Source organism: Streptomyces sp. NBC_00984, from assembly GCF_045162475.1.
Taxonomy (GTDB): domain Bacteria; phylum Actinomycetota; class Actinomycetes; order Streptomycetales; family Streptomycetaceae; genus Streptomyces.
Genome location: NZ_CP108734.1, coordinates 2,830,852 through 2,850,807, shown reverse-complemented (window position 1 = coordinate 2,850,807; position 19,956 = coordinate 2,830,852). Strand labels below are relative to the sequence as shown.

General features: G+C 71.3%; 17 protein-coding genes. 12 read left to right on the top strand and 5 right to left on the bottom strand.

All coding sequences use genetic code 11. The features are described from left to right. Positions 1–80: 80 nt before the first annotated feature. From OG520_RS12265 to OG520_RS12250, 4 genes are read left to right on the top strand one after another with little or no spacing between them, the layout of a single operon-like run. Entirely contained in the window at positions 81–983 is a 903-nt protein-coding gene (locus OG520_RS12265; RefSeq protein WP_266426717.1) for an ABC transporter ATP-binding protein, read from the top strand. Between the two features lies 1 nt (position 984). Further along, positions 985–1,776: an ABC transporter permease gene (locus tag OG520_RS12260; RefSeq protein ID WP_406013194.1), complete on the top strand. Its 792-nt coding sequence runs from the start codon at positions 985–987 to the stop codon at positions 1,774–1,776. Between the two features lie 31 nt (positions 1,777–1,807). Next, positions 1,808–3,097, top strand: coding sequence for a sensor histidine kinase (locus OG520_RS12255; RefSeq protein WP_406013193.1), 1,290 nt, complete (start codon positions 1,808–1,810; stop codon positions 3,095–3,097). Positions 3,098–3,116: 19 nt separating this feature from the next. Continuing rightward, positions 3,117–3,764 (top strand): response regulator, encoded by a 648-nt coding sequence (locus OG520_RS12250; protein WP_399333914.1) that lies wholly within the window; start codon positions 3,117–3,119, stop codon positions 3,762–3,764. 59 nt (positions 3,765–3,823) lie between these two features. On the opposite strand, the gene glgX is transcribed toward OG520_RS12250, so the two are convergent. Continuing rightward, positions 3,824–6,025, bottom strand: coding sequence for a glycogen debranching protein GlgX (gene glgX, locus OG520_RS12245; protein ID WP_406013192.1), 2,202 nt, complete (start codon positions 6,023–6,025; stop codon positions 3,824–3,826). 152 nt (positions 6,026–6,177) lie between these two features. On the opposite strand from glgX, the gene OG520_RS12240 reads away from it, so the two are divergent. The 6 genes from OG520_RS12240 (at position 6,178) to OG520_RS12215 (ending at position 12,834) form a co-directional block, all read left to right on the top strand. After that, complete coding sequence (locus OG520_RS12240) at positions 6,178–7,401, top strand: Ig-like domain-containing protein (RefSeq protein ID WP_406013191.1); 1,224 nt, start codon at positions 6,178–6,180, stop codon at positions 7,399–7,401. A gap of 214 nt (positions 7,402–7,615) precedes the next feature. Beyond that, complete coding sequence (locus OG520_RS12235; protein WP_406013190.1) at positions 7,616–8,857, top strand: Ig-like domain-containing protein; 1,242 nt, start codon at positions 7,616–7,618, stop codon at positions 8,855–8,857. An 88-nt stretch (positions 8,858–8,945) separates the two neighbouring features. Further along, a complete protein-coding gene (locus OG520_RS12230) occupies positions 8,946–9,713 on the top strand; it encodes an enoyl-CoA hydratase/isomerase family protein (protein ID WP_399333906.1) in 768 nt (255 codons plus the stop codon). 251 nt (positions 9,714–9,964) lie between these two features. Then, positions 9,965–10,480, top strand: a complete 516-nt coding sequence (locus OG520_RS12225) for an ATP-binding protein (RefSeq protein WP_399333904.1) — start codon at positions 9,965–9,967, stop codon at positions 10,478–10,480. A 357-nt stretch (positions 10,481–10,837) separates the two neighbouring features. Then, on the top strand, positions 10,838–11,656 hold the full coding sequence (locus OG520_RS12220; protein WP_406013189.1) for a polysaccharide deacetylase family protein: 819 nt from the start codon (positions 10,838–10,840) through the stop codon (positions 11,654–11,656). Next, on the top strand, positions 11,656–12,834 hold the full coding sequence (locus OG520_RS12215; RefSeq protein ID WP_406013188.1) for a hypothetical protein: 1,179 nt from the start codon (positions 11,656–11,658) through the stop codon (positions 12,832–12,834). Before OG520_RS12220 ends, OG520_RS12215 begins: the two co-directional genes overlap by 1 nt. Before the next feature lie 37 nt (positions 12,835–12,871). On the opposite strand, the gene OG520_RS12210 is transcribed toward OG520_RS12215, so the two are convergent. Further along, positions 12,872–13,510, bottom strand: coding sequence for a GNAT family N-acetyltransferase (locus OG520_RS12210; protein ID WP_406013187.1), 639 nt, complete (start codon positions 13,508–13,510; stop codon positions 12,872–12,874). A gap of 187 nt (positions 13,511–13,697) precedes the next feature. Here OG520_RS12210 and OG520_RS12205 point away from each other — a divergent pair, with 187 nt between their 5' ends. Next, positions 13,698–13,913 carry an EF-hand domain-containing protein gene (locus OG520_RS12205; protein ID WP_406013186.1) on the top strand — a complete coding sequence of 72 codons (216 nt, stop codon included), beginning with the start codon at positions 13,698–13,700 and terminating at the stop codon, positions 13,911–13,913. A gap of 51 nt (positions 13,914–13,964) precedes the next feature. Here OG520_RS12205 and OG520_RS12200 read toward each other — a convergent pair whose 3' ends face one another. Both OG520_RS12200 and OG520_RS12195 read right to left on the bottom strand, forming a co-directional pair. Next, entirely contained in the window at positions 13,965–15,452 is a 1,488-nt protein-coding gene (locus OG520_RS12200) for a carboxylesterase/lipase family protein (protein ID WP_406013185.1), read from the bottom strand. A gap of 104 nt (positions 15,453–15,556) precedes the next feature. Then, on the bottom strand, positions 15,557–17,062 hold the full coding sequence (locus OG520_RS12195) for a long-chain-fatty-acid--CoA ligase (protein ID WP_406013184.1): 1,506 nt from the start codon (positions 17,060–17,062) through the stop codon (positions 15,557–15,559). A gap of 190 nt (positions 17,063–17,252) precedes the next feature. On the opposite strand from OG520_RS12195, the gene OG520_RS12190 reads away from it, so the two are divergent. Beyond that, a complete protein-coding gene (locus OG520_RS12190) occupies positions 17,253–18,584 on the top strand; it encodes a PucR family transcriptional regulator (RefSeq protein ID WP_406013183.1) in 1,332 nt (443 codons plus the stop codon). Between the two features lie 76 nt (positions 18,585–18,660). Here OG520_RS12190 and OG520_RS12185 read toward each other — a convergent pair whose 3' ends face one another. Next, positions 18,661–19,638: a terpene synthase family protein gene (locus tag OG520_RS12185; RefSeq protein ID WP_406016469.1), complete on the bottom strand. Its 978-nt coding sequence runs from the start codon at positions 19,636–19,638 to the stop codon at positions 18,661–18,663. Positions 19,639–19,956 lie beyond the last annotated feature (318 nt).

Here is a 19,956-nt window from a genome sequence, read left to right as displayed (position 1 = left end):
CGTATCAACCGATCGGCTGATGCCCCTTCGAGCGCGATGGACGATGGTGCGTCGGCCCCCGCGACACGATGCTCGTGGTCATGGCAATCATCGAAGTGAACGGGGTGCAGAAGGCGTACGCCGGGCGCACCGTGGTCGACGGAGTGAGCTTCACCGTCGACGAGGGGGAGATCTTCGGGATCCTCGGCCCCAACGGCGCGGGCAAGACCACCACCGTCGAGTGCGTCGGGGGCCTGCGGGCCCCCGACGCCGGCACCGTCCGGGTCGCCGGTCTCGACCCCGTCGCCGACCACGACCGGGTCACCCGGCTGCTGGGCGCCCAGCTCCAGGAGAGCGAGCTCCAGCCCAAAATCACCGTGGCCGAGGCGCTGGAGCTGTACAGCGCCTTCTACCCGGACCCCGCCGACTGGCGGGAGCTCGCCGAACGGCTCGGTCTGCACACCAAGTTCGACACCCGCTTCGCCAAACTGTCCGGCGGCCAGAAGCAGCGGCTGTCCATCGCGCTCGCCCTGGTCGGCAATCCCCGGGTGGTGGTGCTCGACGAGCTGACCACCGGCCTGGACCCACGGGCCCGCCGGGACACCTGGAAGCTGATCGAGGACGTACGCGACAGCGGCGTCACCGTCCTGCTGGTCACCCACTTCATGGAAGAGGCCAGGCAGCTCTGCGACCGGGTCGCCGTGATCGACAAGGGGAAGGTCGTCGCCCTCGACACCCCGTCCGGGCTGATCGGCAGGGCGGACAGCTCCACGGTCATCTCCTTCACCCCGTCGCAGCCGCTCACCGACGCCGAGCTGGAGCAGCTGCCCGGCGCGGTGTCCGTGGAGCGGAAGGACGACCGGATCGTCATCAGCGGCACCGACGAGACGGTCAACGCGGTGATCTCACTGCTGGCCCGCCACCACATCACCGCACACCGGCTCCGCGTCTCGGAGGCGACGCTCGACGACGCCTTCCTCGACCTCACAGAACAGGCGGCCTGAGATGACCACGGCGAACCCGGCCACGGCGACGGCCACCACGACACCCGCACCGGCATCCGCGCGCAAGGCGGTGCTCAGGTCCGAGACCCGGCTCTTCCTGCGCGAACCCGGCGCCCTGTTCTGGATCGTCGTCTTCCCGACCGCGCTCCTGACGATCCTCGGTCTCATCCCCTCCTTCCGGGAGCACAGCGACGATCTCGGCGGTCGGCGCGTCATCGACCTGTACGTACCGGTGGCGGTCCTGCTCGCCATGATCATGTCCGGGCTGCAGGCCATGCCGCCCGTCCTCACCGGCTACCGCGAACGCGGCATCCTGCGCCGGATGTCCACCACTCCGGTACGCCCCTCCGCGCTGCTCACCGCGCAGATCGCCCTGCACGGCGCCGCCGCCCTCGGCTCCGCCGCACTGGCGATGGCCGTCGGCCGGGTCGCCTTCGGCGTCGAGCTGCCCGGCCGGCCCGTCGCCTACGCCCTGGCACTGCTCCTGTCGACGGCGAGCGTGCTGACCCTCGGCGCGCTGCTCTGCGCCCTCTCCCGTACGACCAAGGCGGCCGCCGCCATCAGTTCGGTCGTGAACCTCCTGATGATGTTCACCGCCGGCGTCTGGATCCCGGTGCAGAGCATGCCCGACACCCTCCGGAACATCGTCCGGTTCACCCCGTTCGGAGCGGCGTCCGAGGCGCTGGACCGGGCGGCGTCCGGCGGCTGGCCCGGCTTCGCCCAGCTCGGTGTGATGGCGCTGTGGACGGCGCTGGTGACACTGCTCGCGACCCGTCTGTTCCGGTGGGAGTGACCGGCGCGCGGGATACGGGGAGACTGCATCCATGAACGCGGGGGACACGGCGACGGCGCACCGGAACGACGCGATGAGCGCCGAACTCGGGTGGGAACGGTTCTTCAGGTACGGGCCCTACGGGCTCCTCGGCCTGAGCACGGTCGTCGCGGCCGTGAGCGCCCCGCTCATCATGGATCGCGCCGACGTGTACACCACCGCGGTGCTGGTGCCCGTCGCTCTCGCCCTCCAGCTCTGGTGGGGGCGGGTCAGGCCGATCGTTGTCCCCAAGTCGCGGGCGTCGCAGTTCTACTACGTCGCCCGCACCTTGATCGCCTTCGCACTGACCTGGTGCAACCCCTTCTACTCGGTGTTCGCGATCCTCGGATACTTCGACACCGGCCGGCTGCTCCCGCAGCGGGCCGTCCGCCCCGCGCTGCTGGTCACGGCCGCCATCATGGCGGGTGCGCAGTGCGGCAGCGGCCTGCCACCGGTCTCCCTGATGAACTGGTTCGCCTTCGCCGCCCTGTTCGGTCTGCACGGAACCCTCACCATGGTCTTCGCCAAGATCGGCGACCGCGAGGCCGACCACGCCCGCACCCAGGTCGACACCATCGCCGAGCTGGAGTCGGCCAACGCCCGCCTCGAACAGGCCCTGGCGGAGAACGCCGGGCTGCACGCCCAGCTCCTCGTCCAGGCCCGCGAGGCGGGCGTCGCCGACGAGCGCCGACGGCTCGCCGCCGAGATCCACGACACCCTGGCCCAGGGCCTGACCGGCATCATCGCCCAGCTCCAGGTGGTGACCTCGATCGGCGACACCGACCCGGCGCTGGCCCGGGTGCACCTGGACCGCGCCGCCGCCCTCGCCCGGCACAGCCTCGGCGAGGCGCGCCGCTCGGTCCACGACCTGGTCCCCGCCGCACTGGAACACGACGACCTGCCGGGGGCGCTGAAGCGTACGGTCGCCGACTGGGGGGAACGCCACGGAGTCCGGGCCGAGTTCACCGTCACCGGTACCGTCGAGCCGCTCCACGACGAGATAGCCGCGACCCTGCTCCGGATCGCCGAGGAGGCCCTCGCCAACGTCGGCCGCCACGCCGGGGCCTCCCGGGCCGGCGTCACGCTGTCGTTCATGGGGGACGAACTCACCCTGGACGTACGGGACGACGGCTGCGGCTTCGACCCGGTCGCCCTGCCGCCGTACAGCGGAGCGGGCGGTTTCGGGCTCGGCGGCATGCGGGCCCGCGCCGAGCGCATCGCGGGCGCCGTCGAGGTGGAGACGGAGCCGGGCCGGGGCACGGCGGTCAGTGCCCGGGTGCCCCTGGTCCGGCACAGCCGATGACCAGTACGGTTGGCCTGCCATGGCTCAGGAATCCGCACGCGTCATCACGCTCGTCGTCGTCGACGACCACCCCGTCGTACGGGACGGTCTGCGCGGCATGTTCGACTCGGCCCCGGACTTCGAGGTCCTCGGGGAGGCGTCGAACGGGGTGGAGGGGGTCGACCTGGTGGTCAGGCTGGACCCCGACGTCGTCCTGATGGACCTGCGGATGCCGGGCGGCGGCGGAGTCGCCGCCATCGCCGAACTGACCGGGCGCGGCGCCCGGTCCAAGGTGCTGGTCCTCACCACGTACGACACCGATTCCGACACCCTGCCCGCGATCGAGGCCGGGGCTACCGGCTATCTGCTCAAGGACGCGCCCCGCGACGAGCTGTTCACCGCCGTCCGCGCCGCCGCCGACGGCCGCACCGTGCTCTCGCCCGCCGTCGCCTCCCGGCTCATCTCACGGGTGCGCACCCCGGCGGCGGGCAGCGAATCGCTGTCGGTCCGCGAGCGCGAGGTGCTCGAACTCGTCGCGAAGGGCACGTCGAACCGGGAGATCGCCGCCGAGCTGTTCATCAGCGAGGCCACCGTGAAGACCCATCTCACCCATGTCTTCGCCAAGCTGGGCGCCAAGGACCGGGCCGCCGCCGTCGCGATCGGCTACGACCGGGGCATCCTCGGCTGACCCGTCCGCACCCCCGCTCACTCCGCACCCCTGCACCCCCGCTCACCCCGCACCCCCGCTCACTCCGTGACGCGCAGCAGCAGCACCGACCTGGCCGGCACGGTCAGCGTCCCGTCGCCCGGGTGGACGGTGCCGGGGGCCGCGGACTGGTCCTCCCGCGAGGTGTCCAGGACCAGCTCGTAGCTCAGCGCCCACGGCGGACCGGGGAGCCGGAAGGCGGACGGCCGGTGATCGGCGTGCAGGATCGCCAGGAAGCTGTCGTCCGTGATCTGTTCGCCGCGCGCGTCCCGGCCGGGGATGTCGCGCCCGGAGAGATACAGCCCGACCGTGGCGGCCGGTGCGTACCAGTCGCCCTCCGTCATCTCCGTACCCCGCGGGGTGAACCACGCCAGGTCCCGCAGTCCGTCCGCCGCCTGCGGCAGCCCGGAGAAGAAGGCCCGGCGGCGCAGCACCGGATGGGTGTGGCGCAGCCGCAGCACCCGCGCCGTCAGCTCGGTCAGCTCCCGCCACCCGGGCTGTTCGAGCAGTGACCAGTCCAGCCAGCCGATCTCGTTGTCCTGGCAGTACGCGTTGTTGTTGCCGCCCTGCGTACGGCCCATCTCGTCGCCCGCGACCAGCATCGGCACGCCCGTCGACAGCAGCAGCGTGGTCAGCAGATTGCGCAGCTGGCGGCGGCGCAGGGCGTTGATCCCGGGGTCCTCGCTCTCGCCCTCGGCGCCGCAGTTCCAGGCCCGGTTGTCCGAGGTGCCGTCCCGGTTGTCCTCGCCGTTGGCCTCGTTGTGCTTCTGTTCGTAGCTGACGAGGTCGCGCAGGGTGAAGCCGTCGTGCGCGGTGACGAAGTTGACCGAGGCGTACGGGCGCCGGCCGCCCCACGCGTAGAGGTCGCTGGAGCCGGTGAGCCGGTAGCCGAGATCCCGTACGTCGGGCAGGGCGCCGCGCCAGAAGTCCCGTACGGCGTCCCGGTAGCGGTCGTTCCACTCGGTCCACAGCGGCGGGAAGGCGCCCACCTGGTAGCCGCCGTTGCCGACGTCCCACGGCTCGGCGATCAGCTTCACCCGGCGCAGCACCGGGTCCTGGGCGATCACCGCGAGGAACGGCGAGAGCATGTCCACGTCGTGCATGGAGCGGGCCAGCGCCGCCGCCAGGTCGAAGCGGAAGCCGTCGACGCCCATCTCCGTCACCCAGTAGCGCAGCGAGTCCGTGATCAGCCGCAGCACCTGCGGCTGGACCACGTGCAGGGTGTTGCCGCAGCCGGTGTAGTCCGCGTATCTGCGGGCGTCGGACTGGAGGCGGTAGTAGCCGCGGTTGTCGATGCCGCGCAGCGACAGCATCGGACCGAGCTCGCCCGCCTCCGCCGTGTGGTTGTAGACCACGTCGAGGATCACCTCGATCCCGGCGTCGTGCAGGGCCCGCACCATCCGCTTGAACTCGCCGACCTGCCGGCCCGCGCTGCCGCTCGCCGAGTAGCCGGCGTGCGGGGCGAAGTAGCCGATGGAGTTGTAGCCCCAGTAGTTGTGCAGCCCGCGACGGAGCAGATGGTCCTCGTGGGCGAACTGATGCACCGGCAGCAGCTCCACCGCCGTCACCCCGAGCCGCAGCAGATGTCCGACGGCCGCCGGATGGGCGAGACCCGCGTACGTGCCCCGCAGCTCCTCGGGGATCCCGGGGTGCAGCTTGGTGAAGCCGCGCACATGCAGTTCGTAGATGACGGAGTCCGCCCACGGGGTCTTGGGCCGGCGGTCCTCGGCCCAGTCGTCCTCGTCCTGGACCACGACACCTTTGGGGACGTACGGAGCGGAGTCCCGTTCGTCGCGGACGGTGTCGGCGACCTGCTGCTGCGGCCAGTCCCTCACATGGCCGTATATCTCGGCCGGAAGCGTGAACGAGCCGTCCACCGCCCGTGCGTACGGATCGAGGAGCAGCTTCGACGGGTTCCAGCGGGCCCCCGTCCAGGGGTCCCAGCGACCGTGCACCCGGTAGCCGTAGCGCTGCCCCGGCCGCACGCCCGGCACGAAGCCGTGCCGGATCTCATGGGTCAGCTCGGTCAGCACAAGGCGCCGCTCGGTGCCGCCCTCGTCGAAGAGGCAGAGCTCGACGGCCTCCGAACCACCCGCCCAGAGCGCGAAATTGGTGCCCGCGACCCCGTCGGGCCCCACCCGGAAACGGGCCCCGAGCGGCGTCGGGGCGCCGGGCCACACGGCCGGCGGCGGCCCCGGCGCTCCCGTCTCCTGCACTGCCTCCTGCTCGGCTGCGCTCGACACCTGCTCGCCTCCCGCGGCTCGTGGGGACCGGCACGAAAAGGGGCGCACGGCGTCCCGGCCGCGGCCCCCGAGTGTGGTCCTCCCCCCTGTTTCTGCCCACCCCGGCGCACGCACTCACGTTTCCCCCGACCGGCCCCCGTCGTTGGGGGGACGTGAACCACGTAGCGAAGAGAGCGGTGGCGAACCCGGCCACCGTGCTGACATGGGCAGGACTGCTCGTCGTGCTGGCCGTACTGACCGGCTGCACCGGCGCCGGATCGATCTTCAGCGGGAAGGCGGGCCCGCCGCAGGACGCGATCCAGGTCACCCCGCGGAACGGGGCGAGGAACATCGGCCCGGACGACCGGATCGGGGTGAAGGTCCCCGACGGCCGGCTGGAGAGCGTCGAGGTGGCACGGGTCGAGGACGCGCAGAGCCAGAAGGTGCCGGGCCGGATCGCGGACGACGGCCGGTCCTGGGCGCCCCGGGCGGGCGCGGGCCGGCTCAGGCTCGCCGCCAAGTACAGCGTGGACGCGGTGGCCGTGGACGGCTCGGGGAAGCGTTCGGCCCGCCACACCACCTTCACCACGGCCGTGCCCGAACACCGCTTCATCGGCTACTTCAGACCGGAGAACCGGTCCACGGTCGGCACCGGGATGATCGTCTCCTTCGACTTCAACCGGCCGGTCAGCAACCGGGCGGCCGTGCAGAAGGCCATCCGGGTGACGGCCGTTCCGCCGGTCGAGGTGGTGGGGCACTGGTTCGGCGGGAAGCGCCTCGACTTCCGCCCCGCCGCCTACTGGAAGCCGGGCACCGAGGTGTCCGTCGAGATGGCGCTGCGCGACGTGGAGGGTGCGCCGCACGTCTACGGCACCCAGGACAAGAAGATCGCCTTCGAGGTGGGCCGCTCCCAGACGTCCCTGGTCGACGCGGCCGCGCACACCATGGAGGTGCGCCGCGACGGCAAGCTGGTCTCGACCTTCCCGATCACGGCGGGCTCCGCGGGAACGGCCACGTACAACGGGAAGATGGTGGTCAGCGAGATGCACGAAGTGACCCGGATGGACGGCCGAACGGTCGGCTTCGGCGGCGAGTACGACATCAAGGACGTCCCGCACGCCCTCCGGCTCACCGACTCCGGCACCTTCCTGCACGGCAACTACTGGTCGGACGAGGACGTCTTCGGCTCGGACAACGTCAGCCACGGCTGTGTCGGGCTGGAGGACGTACAGGGCGGCAGCAGCGACACCCCGGCCGGCCGGTTCTTCGACCGGACGCTCATCGGCGATGTGGTCGAGGTCGTCAAGTCCGCGGACAAGCAGGTCGCACCGGACAACGGGCTCGGCGGCTGGAACCTGGACTGGACCCGGTGGAAGGCTGGCTCCGCCCTCCGCTGAGGCCCCGTCGGACCGCCCCGGCCCGGCACGCCCCGCGCCACTCCGTGAAGTCCCGGGACAATTTGGGACTGAACGGTGACATCCGGGGGGTCAATTCCCCATGGTCGGTGTGATTATCTTTCGCTGAGCGTGCATGTGCAGCGCGCGGGGGAGGGAGCCTTCGGGCTCCCGGGGGCCTTGGCGGGGCCAGGCCGTGTGAGGGGAGACGACCACATTGAACGGGCAGCCGATATCGGGGACATCGGCCGGGGCGAACAGCGTACGGGGCGGGCGAGGGTCCACCGGACTGCTGGCTCTGGTACTGGGTGCGCTGCTGTTGCTGGTGACGGCGTGCGGCGGGGGAGACGACGCCGGCAACGGCAAGGGCGGGGGGAAGGTCGACGACAACTCCGCCTCGCAGGCCGTGGTGACCGTCGCGCCCAAGGACGGCGCGGACTCCGTCGCGACCAGCGGGGCGCTGAAGGTCTCGGCCGACCAGGGGAAGCTGACCACGGTCAAGGTCTCCGACCCCAAGGGCGCCGAGGTCGCGGGGAAGATCGCGGCGGACGGCGCGAGCTGGGCGCCGGACCAGCATCTGGCCGCGGCGACCAAGTACAAGGTCCACGCGATCGCCAAGGACTCGAAGGGCCGTGAGTCGGCGAAGGACACCAGCTTCACCACGCTGGTCCCGCAGAACACCTTCATCGGGCAGTACACCCCCGAGGACGGCTCCACGGTCGGCGTCGGGATGCCCGTCTCGATCCACTTCACCCGCGGCATCACCGACCCGGACGCGGTCGAGAACGCGATCAAGGTGACGGCCGAGCCGTCCGTACCGGTCGAGGGCCACTGGTTCGGCAACGACCGCCTGGACTTCCGCCCCGAGGAGTACTGGGCCGCGGGCACCAAGGTGACCGTGAAGCTCAACCTCGACGGCGTCGAGGGACGCCCCGGTGTCTACGGCAAGCAGGCCAAGACGATCTCCTTCACCATCGGCCGCAAGCAGGTCAGCACGGTCGACGCGAGCACGCACCGGATGAAGGTCGTCCGTGACGGTCAGCAGATCAAGGACATCCCGATCTCGGCGGGCGCCCCGGCGACCACCACGTACAACGGCCAGATGGTCATCAGCGAGAAGCTCAAGGTGACCCGGATGAACGGTGACACCGTCGGCTTCGGCGGCGAGTACGACATCAAGGACGTGCCGCACGCGATGCGTCTGTCCACCTCGGGCACCTTCATCCACGGCAACTACTGGGGCGCCTCCGGCATCTTCGGTTCGACCAACACCAGCCACGGCTGCGTCGGTCTGCAGGACGTGCGCGGCGCCTGGAGCTCGAAGACCCCGGCGGCCTGGCTCTTCGACAACTCGCTCATCGGCGACGTCGTGGTCGTGAAGAACTCGCACGACAGCACCATCCAGCCGGACAACGGCCTCAACGGCTGGAACATGGCCTGGTCGGAGTGGACCAAGTAGTTCTTCGCGCAGGGAACACGGAGCGGGCCCGGTGCTGTGACCAACAGCACCGGGCCCGCCGCCGTTAACCACAGTTAACCTGCCTCCCATGACCGCAAATCTCGAAGTACGCGACGGCGTCGGCACGATCCTGCTGGACCGTCCGCCCATGAACGCCCTGGACGTCGCCACCCAGGACCGGCTGCGTGAACTCGCCGAGGAGGCGACCCGGCGCGACGACGTGCGGGCCGTGGTCCTCTACGGCGGCGAGAAGGTGTTCGCGGCGGGCGCGGACATCAAGGAGATGCAGGCGATGGACCATACGGCGATGGTCGTACGGTCCAAAGCACTGCAGGACTCGTTCACCGCGGTGGCCCGGATCCCCAAGCCCGTCGTCGCCGCCGTCACCGGCTACGCGCTGGGCGGCGGCTGCGAGCTGGCGCTCTGCGCCGACTTCCGCATCGCCGCCGACAACGCCAAGCTGGGCCAGCCCGAGATCCTGCTCGGGCTGATCCCGGGTGCGGGCGGCACCCAGCGCCTGGCCCGGCTGATCGGCCCCTCCAAGGCCAAGGACCTGATCTTCACCGGTCGCCATGTCAGGGCCGAAGAGGCCCTGACGATCGGCCTGGTGGACCGTGTGGTGCCCGCCGCCGAGGTGTACGAGCAGGCGCACGCCTGGGCCGCCACGCTGGCGAAGGGGCCGGCTCTCGCGCTGCGCGCCGCCAAGGAATCCATCGATGCCGGTCTGGAGACGGACATCGACACCGGGCTCACGATCGAGCGGAACTGGTTCGCCGGACTGTTCGCCACCGAGGACCGGGAGCGCGGAATGCGCAGCTTTGTGGAAGAGGGTCCGGGCAAGGCCAAATTCCTCTGACCGGCCGTCAGTTGGGCACAGACTGACGCGGGTTCATCCGTGCGGGCGGATTGGCTGGGCCTTGAGAGAACCTTGAGGCCCAGCTCGCCGACAGGCCCGCAGGCCTCGTTCGGACGGGGTGTCCGTGCAGGTCAGAGGGGTTGCGGCGGGTCGCATTCCGTCAGTGGCATATGCCTACCGACCTCGTCGGAACACCGTATTCCGGGGTGCGGATTCCGTTGGAACGGCCCCGGGACGCCTGTCTTGCGACCATGATGGTGTCCATGGCGGGCCTGGAGGGTGTGGAACAGCCGCGACCGCACAGCGGTGCGACAGCGGCGCGCTGGATGTCGGCCGTCGAGGACGAACAGGCGTTCAAGGCGCTGGAGTTGTTCGGAAATCCGACGGAGGGTGAAGTCCGGCTGCCCTCCCGTCCGGAGTCGGCGGCCACCGCCCGGCGGCTCACCTCGTGCGTGGTGCTCCGTCAGTGGGCGCTCTCCCCGCAGGCCGCCGAGTACGCCGTGCTGCTCGTCTCGGAGCTCGTCGGCAACGCGGTGCGGCACACCGGTGCCCGGGTCTTCGGGCTGCGGATGCTGCGCCGCCGCGGCTGGATCAGGATCGAGGTGCGTGACCCCTCGCGCGGGCTGCCCTGCCTGATGCCCGTTCAGGAGATGGACATCAGCGGACGGGGCCTCTTCCTCGTCGACAAGCTCTCCGACCGCTGGGGCGTGGATCTGCTGCCGCGCGGCAAGACCACCTGGTTCGAGATGCGGATCTCCGACCGCTGATGACCCGGCGGGCCCGCGCCCGGAACCACAGCAGCCCCCGGTCCGCCGTGGTGCGGCGCTTCGGGGGCTGCTGTGTGGGGGCCGTGAAATGGGGGGTGTGTTCACGGCCGCTTGCGACGACCGGGCTCGGGTCATGCGGTCGTGTCACCGACTATGGCAGACGGGCGACCTCTCCGCCAAAGGCGCAATCGGTGCATCGATCTCAGAACGGGACATTCCTGGGGTGAATCGCAGGTGTGATGGGTCACTTGCCTGCAAAAGTGTGAATATTTATGGGATTCAGTGAGTGATTCATTCGCTTCGCCCATATGCCTAAATTGTTATTTTCTTCTCATTTCACCCCTACTGTGTCTGTACATGAACGCCTCCGACACTCCGGTGCACCGCCGCAGCGCCCTGCGCGCGGGAGCAGGGGCCGCCCTCGCCGGTGTCCTCGCCGCCGGATGCGCGGACCACGACGCCGCCGGCACACCGGCCGGGACCGTCACGGACGCGGTGAGCCCGAAGAACGCCGTCGGCGCGACCACCCGGCCCCCGTCCCCGCAGCCCGCACCCGGACCGCGCCGCTTCCCCGGACAGCCGGTCCAGATCGACCACGGCCCCCGTGACCGCGCCCGCGTCGCCCTCACCTTCCACGGCCAGGGCGACCCCGCCATCGCCCGCACCGTGCTCGCCGAGGCCGAACGGGCCCACGTCCGGGTCACCGTCCTCGCCGTCGGCAGCTGGCTCGACGAACACCCCGGGATGGCCCGGCGCATCCTCGACGGCGGCCACGAACTCGGCAACCACACCCAGCACCACGTCGACATCTCCTCGATGGGCGAGGCCGAGGCGTACGCGGAGATCGACGGCTGCGCCCAGCGGCTGCGCAGGCTCACCGGCTCCATCGGCACCTGGTTCCGGCCCTCGCGAACCCGGTACGCCACCCCGCTCGTCCAGCGGCTGGCCGCCAGGGCGGGCTACCCGCACGTCCTCTCGTACGACGTGGACTCCCTCGACTTCACCTCTCCCGGCGCCGCGGCCGTGACCCGCAAGGTGGCCGGGGAGATCCGCAACGGATCGGTGGTGAGCCTGCACTTCGGCTACGCGGACACGGTCGCCGCGCTGCCCCTCCTCCTCACCGAAATCGACCGCCGCCAACTGCGCGCGGTGACGACCACGGAGCTGCTGACCTGATGTCTCCCTCCACCAAACACACCGCGGCCCTGCTCGGGGGTGTCCTGCTGGCCGTACTCACCGGCTGCGGCACCTCCGCCGAGAAGACGAACGTCCAGGCCGTCGGCAGCGAGGCCGCCCGGCCCGCCGAGCCCGACCACGTCTCACCGCCGGGGCTCCCCGGGATGCCTCCGGTGCTCGACACCAAGGACGTCTACGCGGCCGACCGGGGAAAGCTCTCACCGGTCGTCAAGGACTTCCCGTCCCGGGTGTACGTACCCAACACCAACTCCGACACCGTGTCCGTGATCGACCCCGCGACGTACAAGGTCATCAAGACCATCAAGGTCGGCCGCCAGCCGCAGCACGTCGTCCCGTCCTGGGACCTGAAGACCCTCTGGGTCAACAACGACATCGGCGACAGCCTCACGGCCATCGACCCGGCCACCGGGAAGACCGGCCCCACGGTGCCGGTCTCCGACCCGTACAACCTCTACTTCACCCCGGACGGCAAATACGCCGTGGTGATGGCCTCGATGGACCGTCAGCTGGTCTTCCGCGACGCCCACACCATGAAGACGGCCAAGACCCTCCCGGTCGGCTGCGCGGGCGTCAATCACGCCGACTTCTCCACCGACGGCCGGTACTTCATCGTCTCCTGCGAGTTCTCCGGCGAGCTCCTCAAGGTCGACACGGCCGGGATGAAGGTCGTCGGCCAGCAGAAGCTGCCGCTCAAGGGCGCGATGCCGCAGGACGTGAAGCTGTCGCCCGACGGCGGGACGTTCTACATCGCGGACATGATCGCCGACGGGATCTGGGTGCTGGACGGGAAGAAGTTCACCACTCCGAAGCTGGTGCGTACCGGCAAGGGCGCCCACGGCCTCTACGTCAGCCGCGACTCCAAGGAGATGTACATCTCCAACCGCGGCGAGGGCTCCATCTCCGTCTTCGACTTCGCACGGCGCGAGCTGGTGAAGAAATGGCGTCTGCCCGGCGGCGGCAGCCCCGACATGGGCGGGGTCTCGGCGGACGGCAAGGTCCTCTGGCTGAGCGGACGTTACAACGCCGAGGTCTACGCGATCGACACCGCCACCGGCAAACAGCTCGCCCGCATCCCGGTGGGCAGCGGCCCGCACGGACTCGCCGTCTACCCGCAGCCGGGCCGCTACTCGCTCGGCCACACCGGCGTCTTCCGCTGACCGCCCGACCGCACCCCGCCACGGCCCTGCCGACCGCTCACCCCGCGATCAGCAGGGCCTCCGAGCCCACCGGCCGGTAGCCCGCCGCCTGGAACGTCCGCACACTGCGGGCGTTCCCCGGCGACTGCTGGGCCCACACCACCGCGTCCGGCACCAGATGCCGGGCCGCCCGCGCCAGCCGTTCGCCGAGCCGCCGGCCGCGCGCCTCCTCGGCCACCTCGATCGCGGTCTCCCAGCGCCCCGCTACGCCCCGGCCGAGGATCACCACCCCGCCGTCGGCGGACCAGACCCGCACCTCGTCGCGGTACTTCATCGCCCGTGCCACCCGCGGATGCTCCGGGTCCTCGATCTCCCGCAGCGCGATCTCCGGTTCGCCGGGCAGCGCGTCCGCGACCGTCAGCAGATCGATGGTGTTCATGTGCCGGCCGGTCCGGGCCAGCAGCGCGCCCAGGAAGTGCGGATTCATCGTCGCGGCGAGCGCGTCGCCGGGGGTGCCGGCCAGCAGAGACCGTACCCAGCCGGGGTCCTCGGCGGTGAAGACCACCGAGTGCGCGGTGAACGCCAGCACTCCCGCGTCCCGGGCACCGGGCTGCCCCACCACGGTCGTCGAACCGTCCGGCGGGGGAAACCGCCCCTGCGCCGCGGCTGCCAGAATCCGTGCCAGTGCGTCATCCATGGGCGTTCCGCTCCCCGGTCCGGGCCGTGGTCCGCCGGGCGGCGGACCACCCATCCATGATCGACGACCGGCCGCCGCGAACGCCATCGGTCGCGACCGTTAATCTGACCCCCGTCGGTCAGGCATTGGCCAGGCATCGGTCAGGCACTGATCAGCCATTGATCAGGTATTACGAAGGGGCAGAACTGTGGCGGACATAGAGTCGGCGCGCAAGGCATTCGAGCGGTTCGATCTGAACGGCGACGGGCTGATCTCGGCCGCCGAGTACAAGAGCGTGATGGCTCAGCTCGGCGACCCCTACGTCACCGAGACGGTGGCCCAGGCCGTCATCAACTCGCACGACGCCAACGGCGACGGGCTGCTCACGTTCGACGAGTTCTGGGCGGCGCAGAACAAGAGCTGACCCCCGGAGGACCCCCGGCCCGCGGGCCGGGGGCCGCCGTCGGCGCTGCCGTCAGGACTTCTTCCGGTACGGCGCCCAGCCGCGCAGCTCCTCGTCGCGCGGGGCCCGCAGCACGGCGGGCTTCCCGGGGCCGAAGCCCATCACCGGGCGCGAGGCGTCCCAGCCCGGCCAGCCGGGGTCGCCGGACACCGCGAACGACACCCACGCCGCGTGCATCGCGTCGGCCAGCTCCTGCGGGGCATCCTCACCGGTCAGCGCCACCGCGTCGGGCCGGTCCAGCGTGTCGAAGACGAAACCGATCTCCAGCGCGTGACAGGCACCCAGCCGCAGCACCGGGGACGGCCAGCCGAACTCGTAGAGATGAGTGCTTCCCGGGGCACCGGCGTGGGCGTCGGCCACCCGGTTCAGCGGGACACGCAGCAGCAGATCGGTGGCGAGCGCCCCGAGCAGCTCGCCCGGCGTGGCGTCCGGCCGGTTCGCGCGGTATGTACGCGCCGTGGCGCCGGGCACCTTGAACTTCAGCAGGGCCAGCCTGAGCTTGAACGCGGACAGCCGCTCCGTCAGACCGCTGGGTACGAACCAGAGCCGGTACTCCTCGCTGGTCGAGCCCATCAGCAGATCGATGTCGGACGCGGCACCGTCCAGCAGTGCTTCGAGCGGATCGCGGGGCAGCAGATCGCCGTCCACCACGATCTGGAAGGAGTTCCCGCCGGTCAGCGGGGAGCCGCCGGACGTCACCTCGGTCTGCGCGGCCAGCAGTACGGCCGGATCCACCGCGGCCAGTGCCTCGGCCGTCGCCGCGACCCCGAGCCGCTGGGCGATCAGCTCCGTGGTGCGGCGGGCGGCCGCGCCCGGCGGCAGCGCGGTCGGCGCACCGCTCTGCAGCACCGCCCGGCGGAACAGGCCCCTCGCCCGCGGGGCGGCCAGCAGGGCGCCGATGCTGATCGCCCCCGCCGACTCGCCGCACACCGTGACCAGGTCCGGATCGCCGCCGAACGCCGCGATGTTGTCCCGCACCCAGGTCAGCGCCGCGATCTGGTCGAGCAGCCCCAGGTTGGCGGGCGCGTCCGGGAGCACCCCGAATCCCTCGATGCCGAGCCGGTAGTTGACCGACACCAGGACCACACCGTCACGGGCGAACGCGGTCCCGTCGTACAGCGGAACGGACGACGAACCGTGCAGCAGCGAGCCGCCGTGGATCCAGACGAGCACCGGCAGCCCGGTGCGGGCCGGGGACGGTGTCCACACATTGAGGTTGAGGCAGCCCTCGCCCGCCACATCGGGGTCGGGCAGCAGCCGGTCCAGCGGCGGGGCGTACGGCCGTTTGGGTGCGGTCGGCCCGAACGCCACCGCGTCCCGCACCCCTTCCCAGGGCTCGGGCGGCTCGGGAGCCCGGAAGCGCCGGGGGCCGACCGGCGCGGCGGCGTACGGGATGCCCCGGAAGACGGCGACACCCTGCTCCAGCGTGCCGCGCACCGCCCCGTGGGCCGTGCTGACCCGAGGCGACGTTCCGGATATCGAAAGGGGTACGGCAGTCATGAGGTTCAGCCCTTCTGCGGCGCGATTCGAGGACGTGACCCGATATGTACCCGGTCCGGGGCCGCGTCGACCCGGACCGGCCCGGCGGGGGCGATCGGGCGGGATCAGGAGGCCGCCGTCAGGACGCGTTTGAGGACCTTGCCGGTCGGTCCCAGCGGCAGTGTCTCGGTGAACCGCACGATCCGCGGGTACTTGTGCCGCCCGAGCCGCTCCCTGGACCAGTCGATCAGCTCCTTCTCCGTCACCGCCTCCGCTCCGGCGCGCAGGACGACGACCGCGCAGATCTCCTCACCGCGGGCCTCGTCGGGCACGCCGATCACCGCGACCTCGGAGACCGCCGGGTGGCGCACCAGCACCTCCTCGACCTCACGCGGGTAGATGTTGAAACCGCCCCGGATGACCAGGTCCTTCTTCCGGTCGACGATGCTCAGGAAGCCGTCCTCGTCCCGGACCCCGAGATCCCCGGTGCGGAACCAGCCGTCGACCACGGCCGCGGCCGTCGCCGCCGGATCGTCGAGATACCCGGCGAACACGTTGTGGCCGCGCACCACGACCTCGCCGACCTCGCCGTCCGGGAGCAGCACCACGGCGTCCTCCACCGCCGCGTCCGCCACACCGACCTCCACGCCCCACACCGGGTGGCCGACCGTGCCGGGGCGCCGGCCGAACTCCGGCTGGTTGAAGGTGGCGACCGGGGAGGTCTCGGTCAGCCCGTAGCCCTCCAGGACCTGCGTCGCGAAGGTGGCCTCGAAGCGTTCGAGTACGGCGACGGGGAGGGCCGCGCCGCCCGAGACGGCGGCGCGCAGGGTGAGACGGCGCGTCGTTTCGTCCCGCGTCGCGGCGTCCTGCGCCGCCGCCTCGACGAGGGCGTGGTACATCGTCGGTACGCCCATGAAGACGCTCACGCCCTCGTCGGCCAGCAGCTCCAGCGCGCCCGCGCCGCTGAAGCGCGGCATGAGGACGAGCGTCGCGCCGGACCGGAGAGTCGCGTTCATCGCGCAGGTCTGCCCGTAGGTGTGGAACAACGGCAGACAGCCGAGGACCACGTCGTCGACGCCAAGACCCAGCAGGTCGTGGGCGATCACGGAGGCGTTCATCACGATGTTGAGGTGGGTGAGCAGCGCACCCTTGGGCCGCCCGGTCGTGCCGCTGGTGTACAGGATCACCGCGATGTCCTCCGGGGCCGCCGGCTCCGGAGCGGGCAGCGGCTCGCCGCCCGCCGGTACGCCGTGCACGGCCCGGACACCCGCGGCGCGCGCCGCCTCCTCCGCGACCGGCCACATCGGACCGCCGCCGATCAGCGCGACGGAACCGCTGTGCCGCAGCACGTACGCCACCTCTTCGGCCACCAGCAGCCCGTGCACCGGCACCACCGTCGCCCCGGCGGCGAGCGCGCCGTAGTACGCGTACAGGAAGTCCGCCGAATTGGGCAGCAGCACCGCGACCCGGTCGCCCGGCCGGACCCCGGAGGCCCGCAGCGCGCCCGCACAGCGCAGGGCCCCCGCCCACAGCTCGCGGTAGTCGATCCGGGTGCCCGAATCGACCACGGCGACGCGGCCGGGATGCCTGCGGGCCGACTCGCCCAGGACGGTTGCGACGCTGAGAAACATGACACGCTCCAGGGAAACATGGCGTTCACACGGCTGCTCCTGCTCAGAATCGGCCGTGCCCCCGTCTCCGCACAATGTGCGGTTGCCCACCATGAGCGCCGCCCACCTGGGCAGCAGCCACGCGCAGCGGTACGCGACAAGGCATCCGCCTAACACACGGGCGCTACGGGACAGCCCTTAGCCTTCGGTCATGGCGCAGAATCCGGGTGCCCGAGCCCCTCGAACCGACGGCCCCCGCAACGACGGGCCCCGCGCGGACCGCTCCCGCAACGGCAGCGGCGACGACGGGGGGCTGCGCCGCGCCCTGGCCGTCGCGCTCCTGCCGGGGATCGACGAACTGACCAGGCGGGTCGTCGACGACATCCACGCGCACAGCGGTACGTACGCCTCCGGCTCACCCGTCAGCCGGGACGATCTGTGGGAGATCTGCCGCGACAACCTGCTGCGCGCGCTGGAGGACTTCGGCGGGCTCCCGTCCAGCGGGCGCGGCTTCGAGCATGCGGCGCGCGAGACGGGGCGGCGGCGCGCGGAGCAGGACGTACCGCTGGACACCGTGCTCCAGGCCTACCGGCGCGGTGGCCGGGTGATGTGGCAGGTGATGGCCGAGCATCTGCGGGCGACGCGCGGGACACCGGAGGCCGTGGGACCGGCCGCAGGCGACCCGGACACCGAGCTCGACATGGCGGGCGCCGTGTGGGAGACCATCGACCGCTACTCGCTGGCGATGGCGGAGTCGTACCGGCTGACCCAGCTGGAGATGCAGGGCCGGCAGGACACCCGCCGCGTCGCCCTCTTCGAGGCCCTGCTCGACGGGCGCGGCGACGATCCGGCGGTCGCGGCGGCGGCCTCCGCGGCGCTGGGCGTCCCGGTCCACGACCGGTACGTCATCGTCGTCGCCGCCCAGGACCCGGCCGCCCCGCCCAACCCGGCACCCGTCCTCGACGACCACGGCATCTGGTCCTTCTGGCGGCCCCGGTCGGGCCGGTACGCGGGCATCGTGCGGCTGGCCGCGGGGGAGTCCGCCGTCCTGCTCGACCTGCTGCGGCACCGCACCGGCGCCACCGCGGGCGTGTCACCGGAGTTCGACCGGCTCGCCCAGGCGGGCAGGGCCCTGCGGCTGGCCGAGCAGGCGCTGCGCACGCTGCCCGCCGGGAGCGGCGAGGCGGCGGCCTTCGACGACCGGCTCGCGGAGGTGCTCCTCGTCGGCCGGCCGGAGATCGCCGAGCGCATCGTCACCACGCGGCTGGGCGGTGTCCTGGAAGCGGCGGCCGAACGCGAGGTGCTGCTCGGCACCCTCCGGATCTGGCTCGACCAGGGCTGCTCGGCGGCGCGGGCGGCCGAGCTGCTCTACTGCCACCGCAACACCGTCCTCAACCGGATCGGCCGGATCGCCGAACTCACCGGCCGTTCCGCCGAGTCGGGCGAGGTCCGGCTGGGGTGGGCACTGGCCCTGAGGGCGTTGCCGCTGATGGGCGCCGACGACGAACGGGACGCGGTGGACGACGACTTGGGCCGGGCCTGACCGCGCGGGCCGCGCGGGACCGGAGGCCGTTCGCCGGACCTCCGGTCGCCGGCTCCCGCGCCGTGCTGATGATGGGTCAGGCCGCGAAGTGCTCCGACAGGGACTCCCGTTCGTCGACCTCGACGAGATCGGGACGGGTGTAGCGCTCCGCGCGGGCGTGGTAGTCGAAGTCGCCCCGGACCAGACCGCGGTAGTCCTGCACGCACTGCTCCAGCGCGGCCCGGGTGGGGCCCTGGATGCCGGCCGCGTCGATCTCCTCGATCAGTTCCTTCTCGGCGCGCTGCACCCGCTCCGCGATCTCCCCGAGCTGTGCCCCGGCCTCGTCCACGGCCTCCTGGAGCGTGCATCCGCGATCACGCTGGATGAGGCGCACCGCATTGTGCTCGTATCCGAGCAGGGCCTCCTTCTCGAAGGAGCAGATGTCGTTGCACAGACCCGAATGATCGGTCACGGCATTGCGCAGCGCGATGTACGCGGGAAGGCTCCTGGCCGATTCCGGAAGGTCGATCCCGGCGGTGATCTCGTGCAGATCCAGGAAGGGCTGCATGGCCACCGAATCCCGGCGGTGCTTCACGAATTCGGTGCGGCTCGGCGCCTGCCCGGCGGCCCGCTCCACGGCCTCGGCGTAGTAGGTCCACAGCCAGGCGACCGTGTCCCGCCGGAACTGCCGGATCCAGCGCGTCGACCGGTCCCGGTACGTCCGGGTCCGCAGCCCCACGAGTGCCCCCTCCATGGCGCCGCGCGGCGGGCCGCCGTCGAGGACGGTGACCAGCCGGTCGATCGCCGCCTCGCACATGCGCGGATCACGTCCGGCGGGGCCGTCGTCGAACTCGTCGTCGACGAGAAAGGCCCAGAAGAGCCACTGGCAGAAGAGATCGAGATGCTGCTGCGAGGCAGTGGGGAATATGAGCGAGATCCAGAGTTCGGGCCTGGTCCGGATCATCTTCTTGCGGGCCACCGGAGAGAGCGCGAGATCGTTGGATCCGGCCCATTCCCACGCGGCCTCACGGGTCTCCTCGATGCCGGGATTGCATCCGGTGCTCTGGAACGGCATATGAAACGCTGGCAGCGCGATCTGGCTCATTGGTGCCCCTCGTCGAAACGATTCGGATGAACGATACGAACGGGTTTCCGGTCGGACTCATATGTCGGCGCCGGGTGCGCATCGGGGGACGGGCCGCCCGCACCCACCGACCCTGGCCAGGGGCTCACCGTGCGAGACGAGGCAGTCATTCCTGCTCACTCTCCTCCGCCGGGGGTTCGGGGCATCGGGCGCGGGCCCGCGGGCCCGCGGTGGCAATCGCCCTTGGTGCAGGGACGGCGGCATCACCATGCGTGACTCCCAGTCAACCCCGTGTGTGGGTGGGAGGGA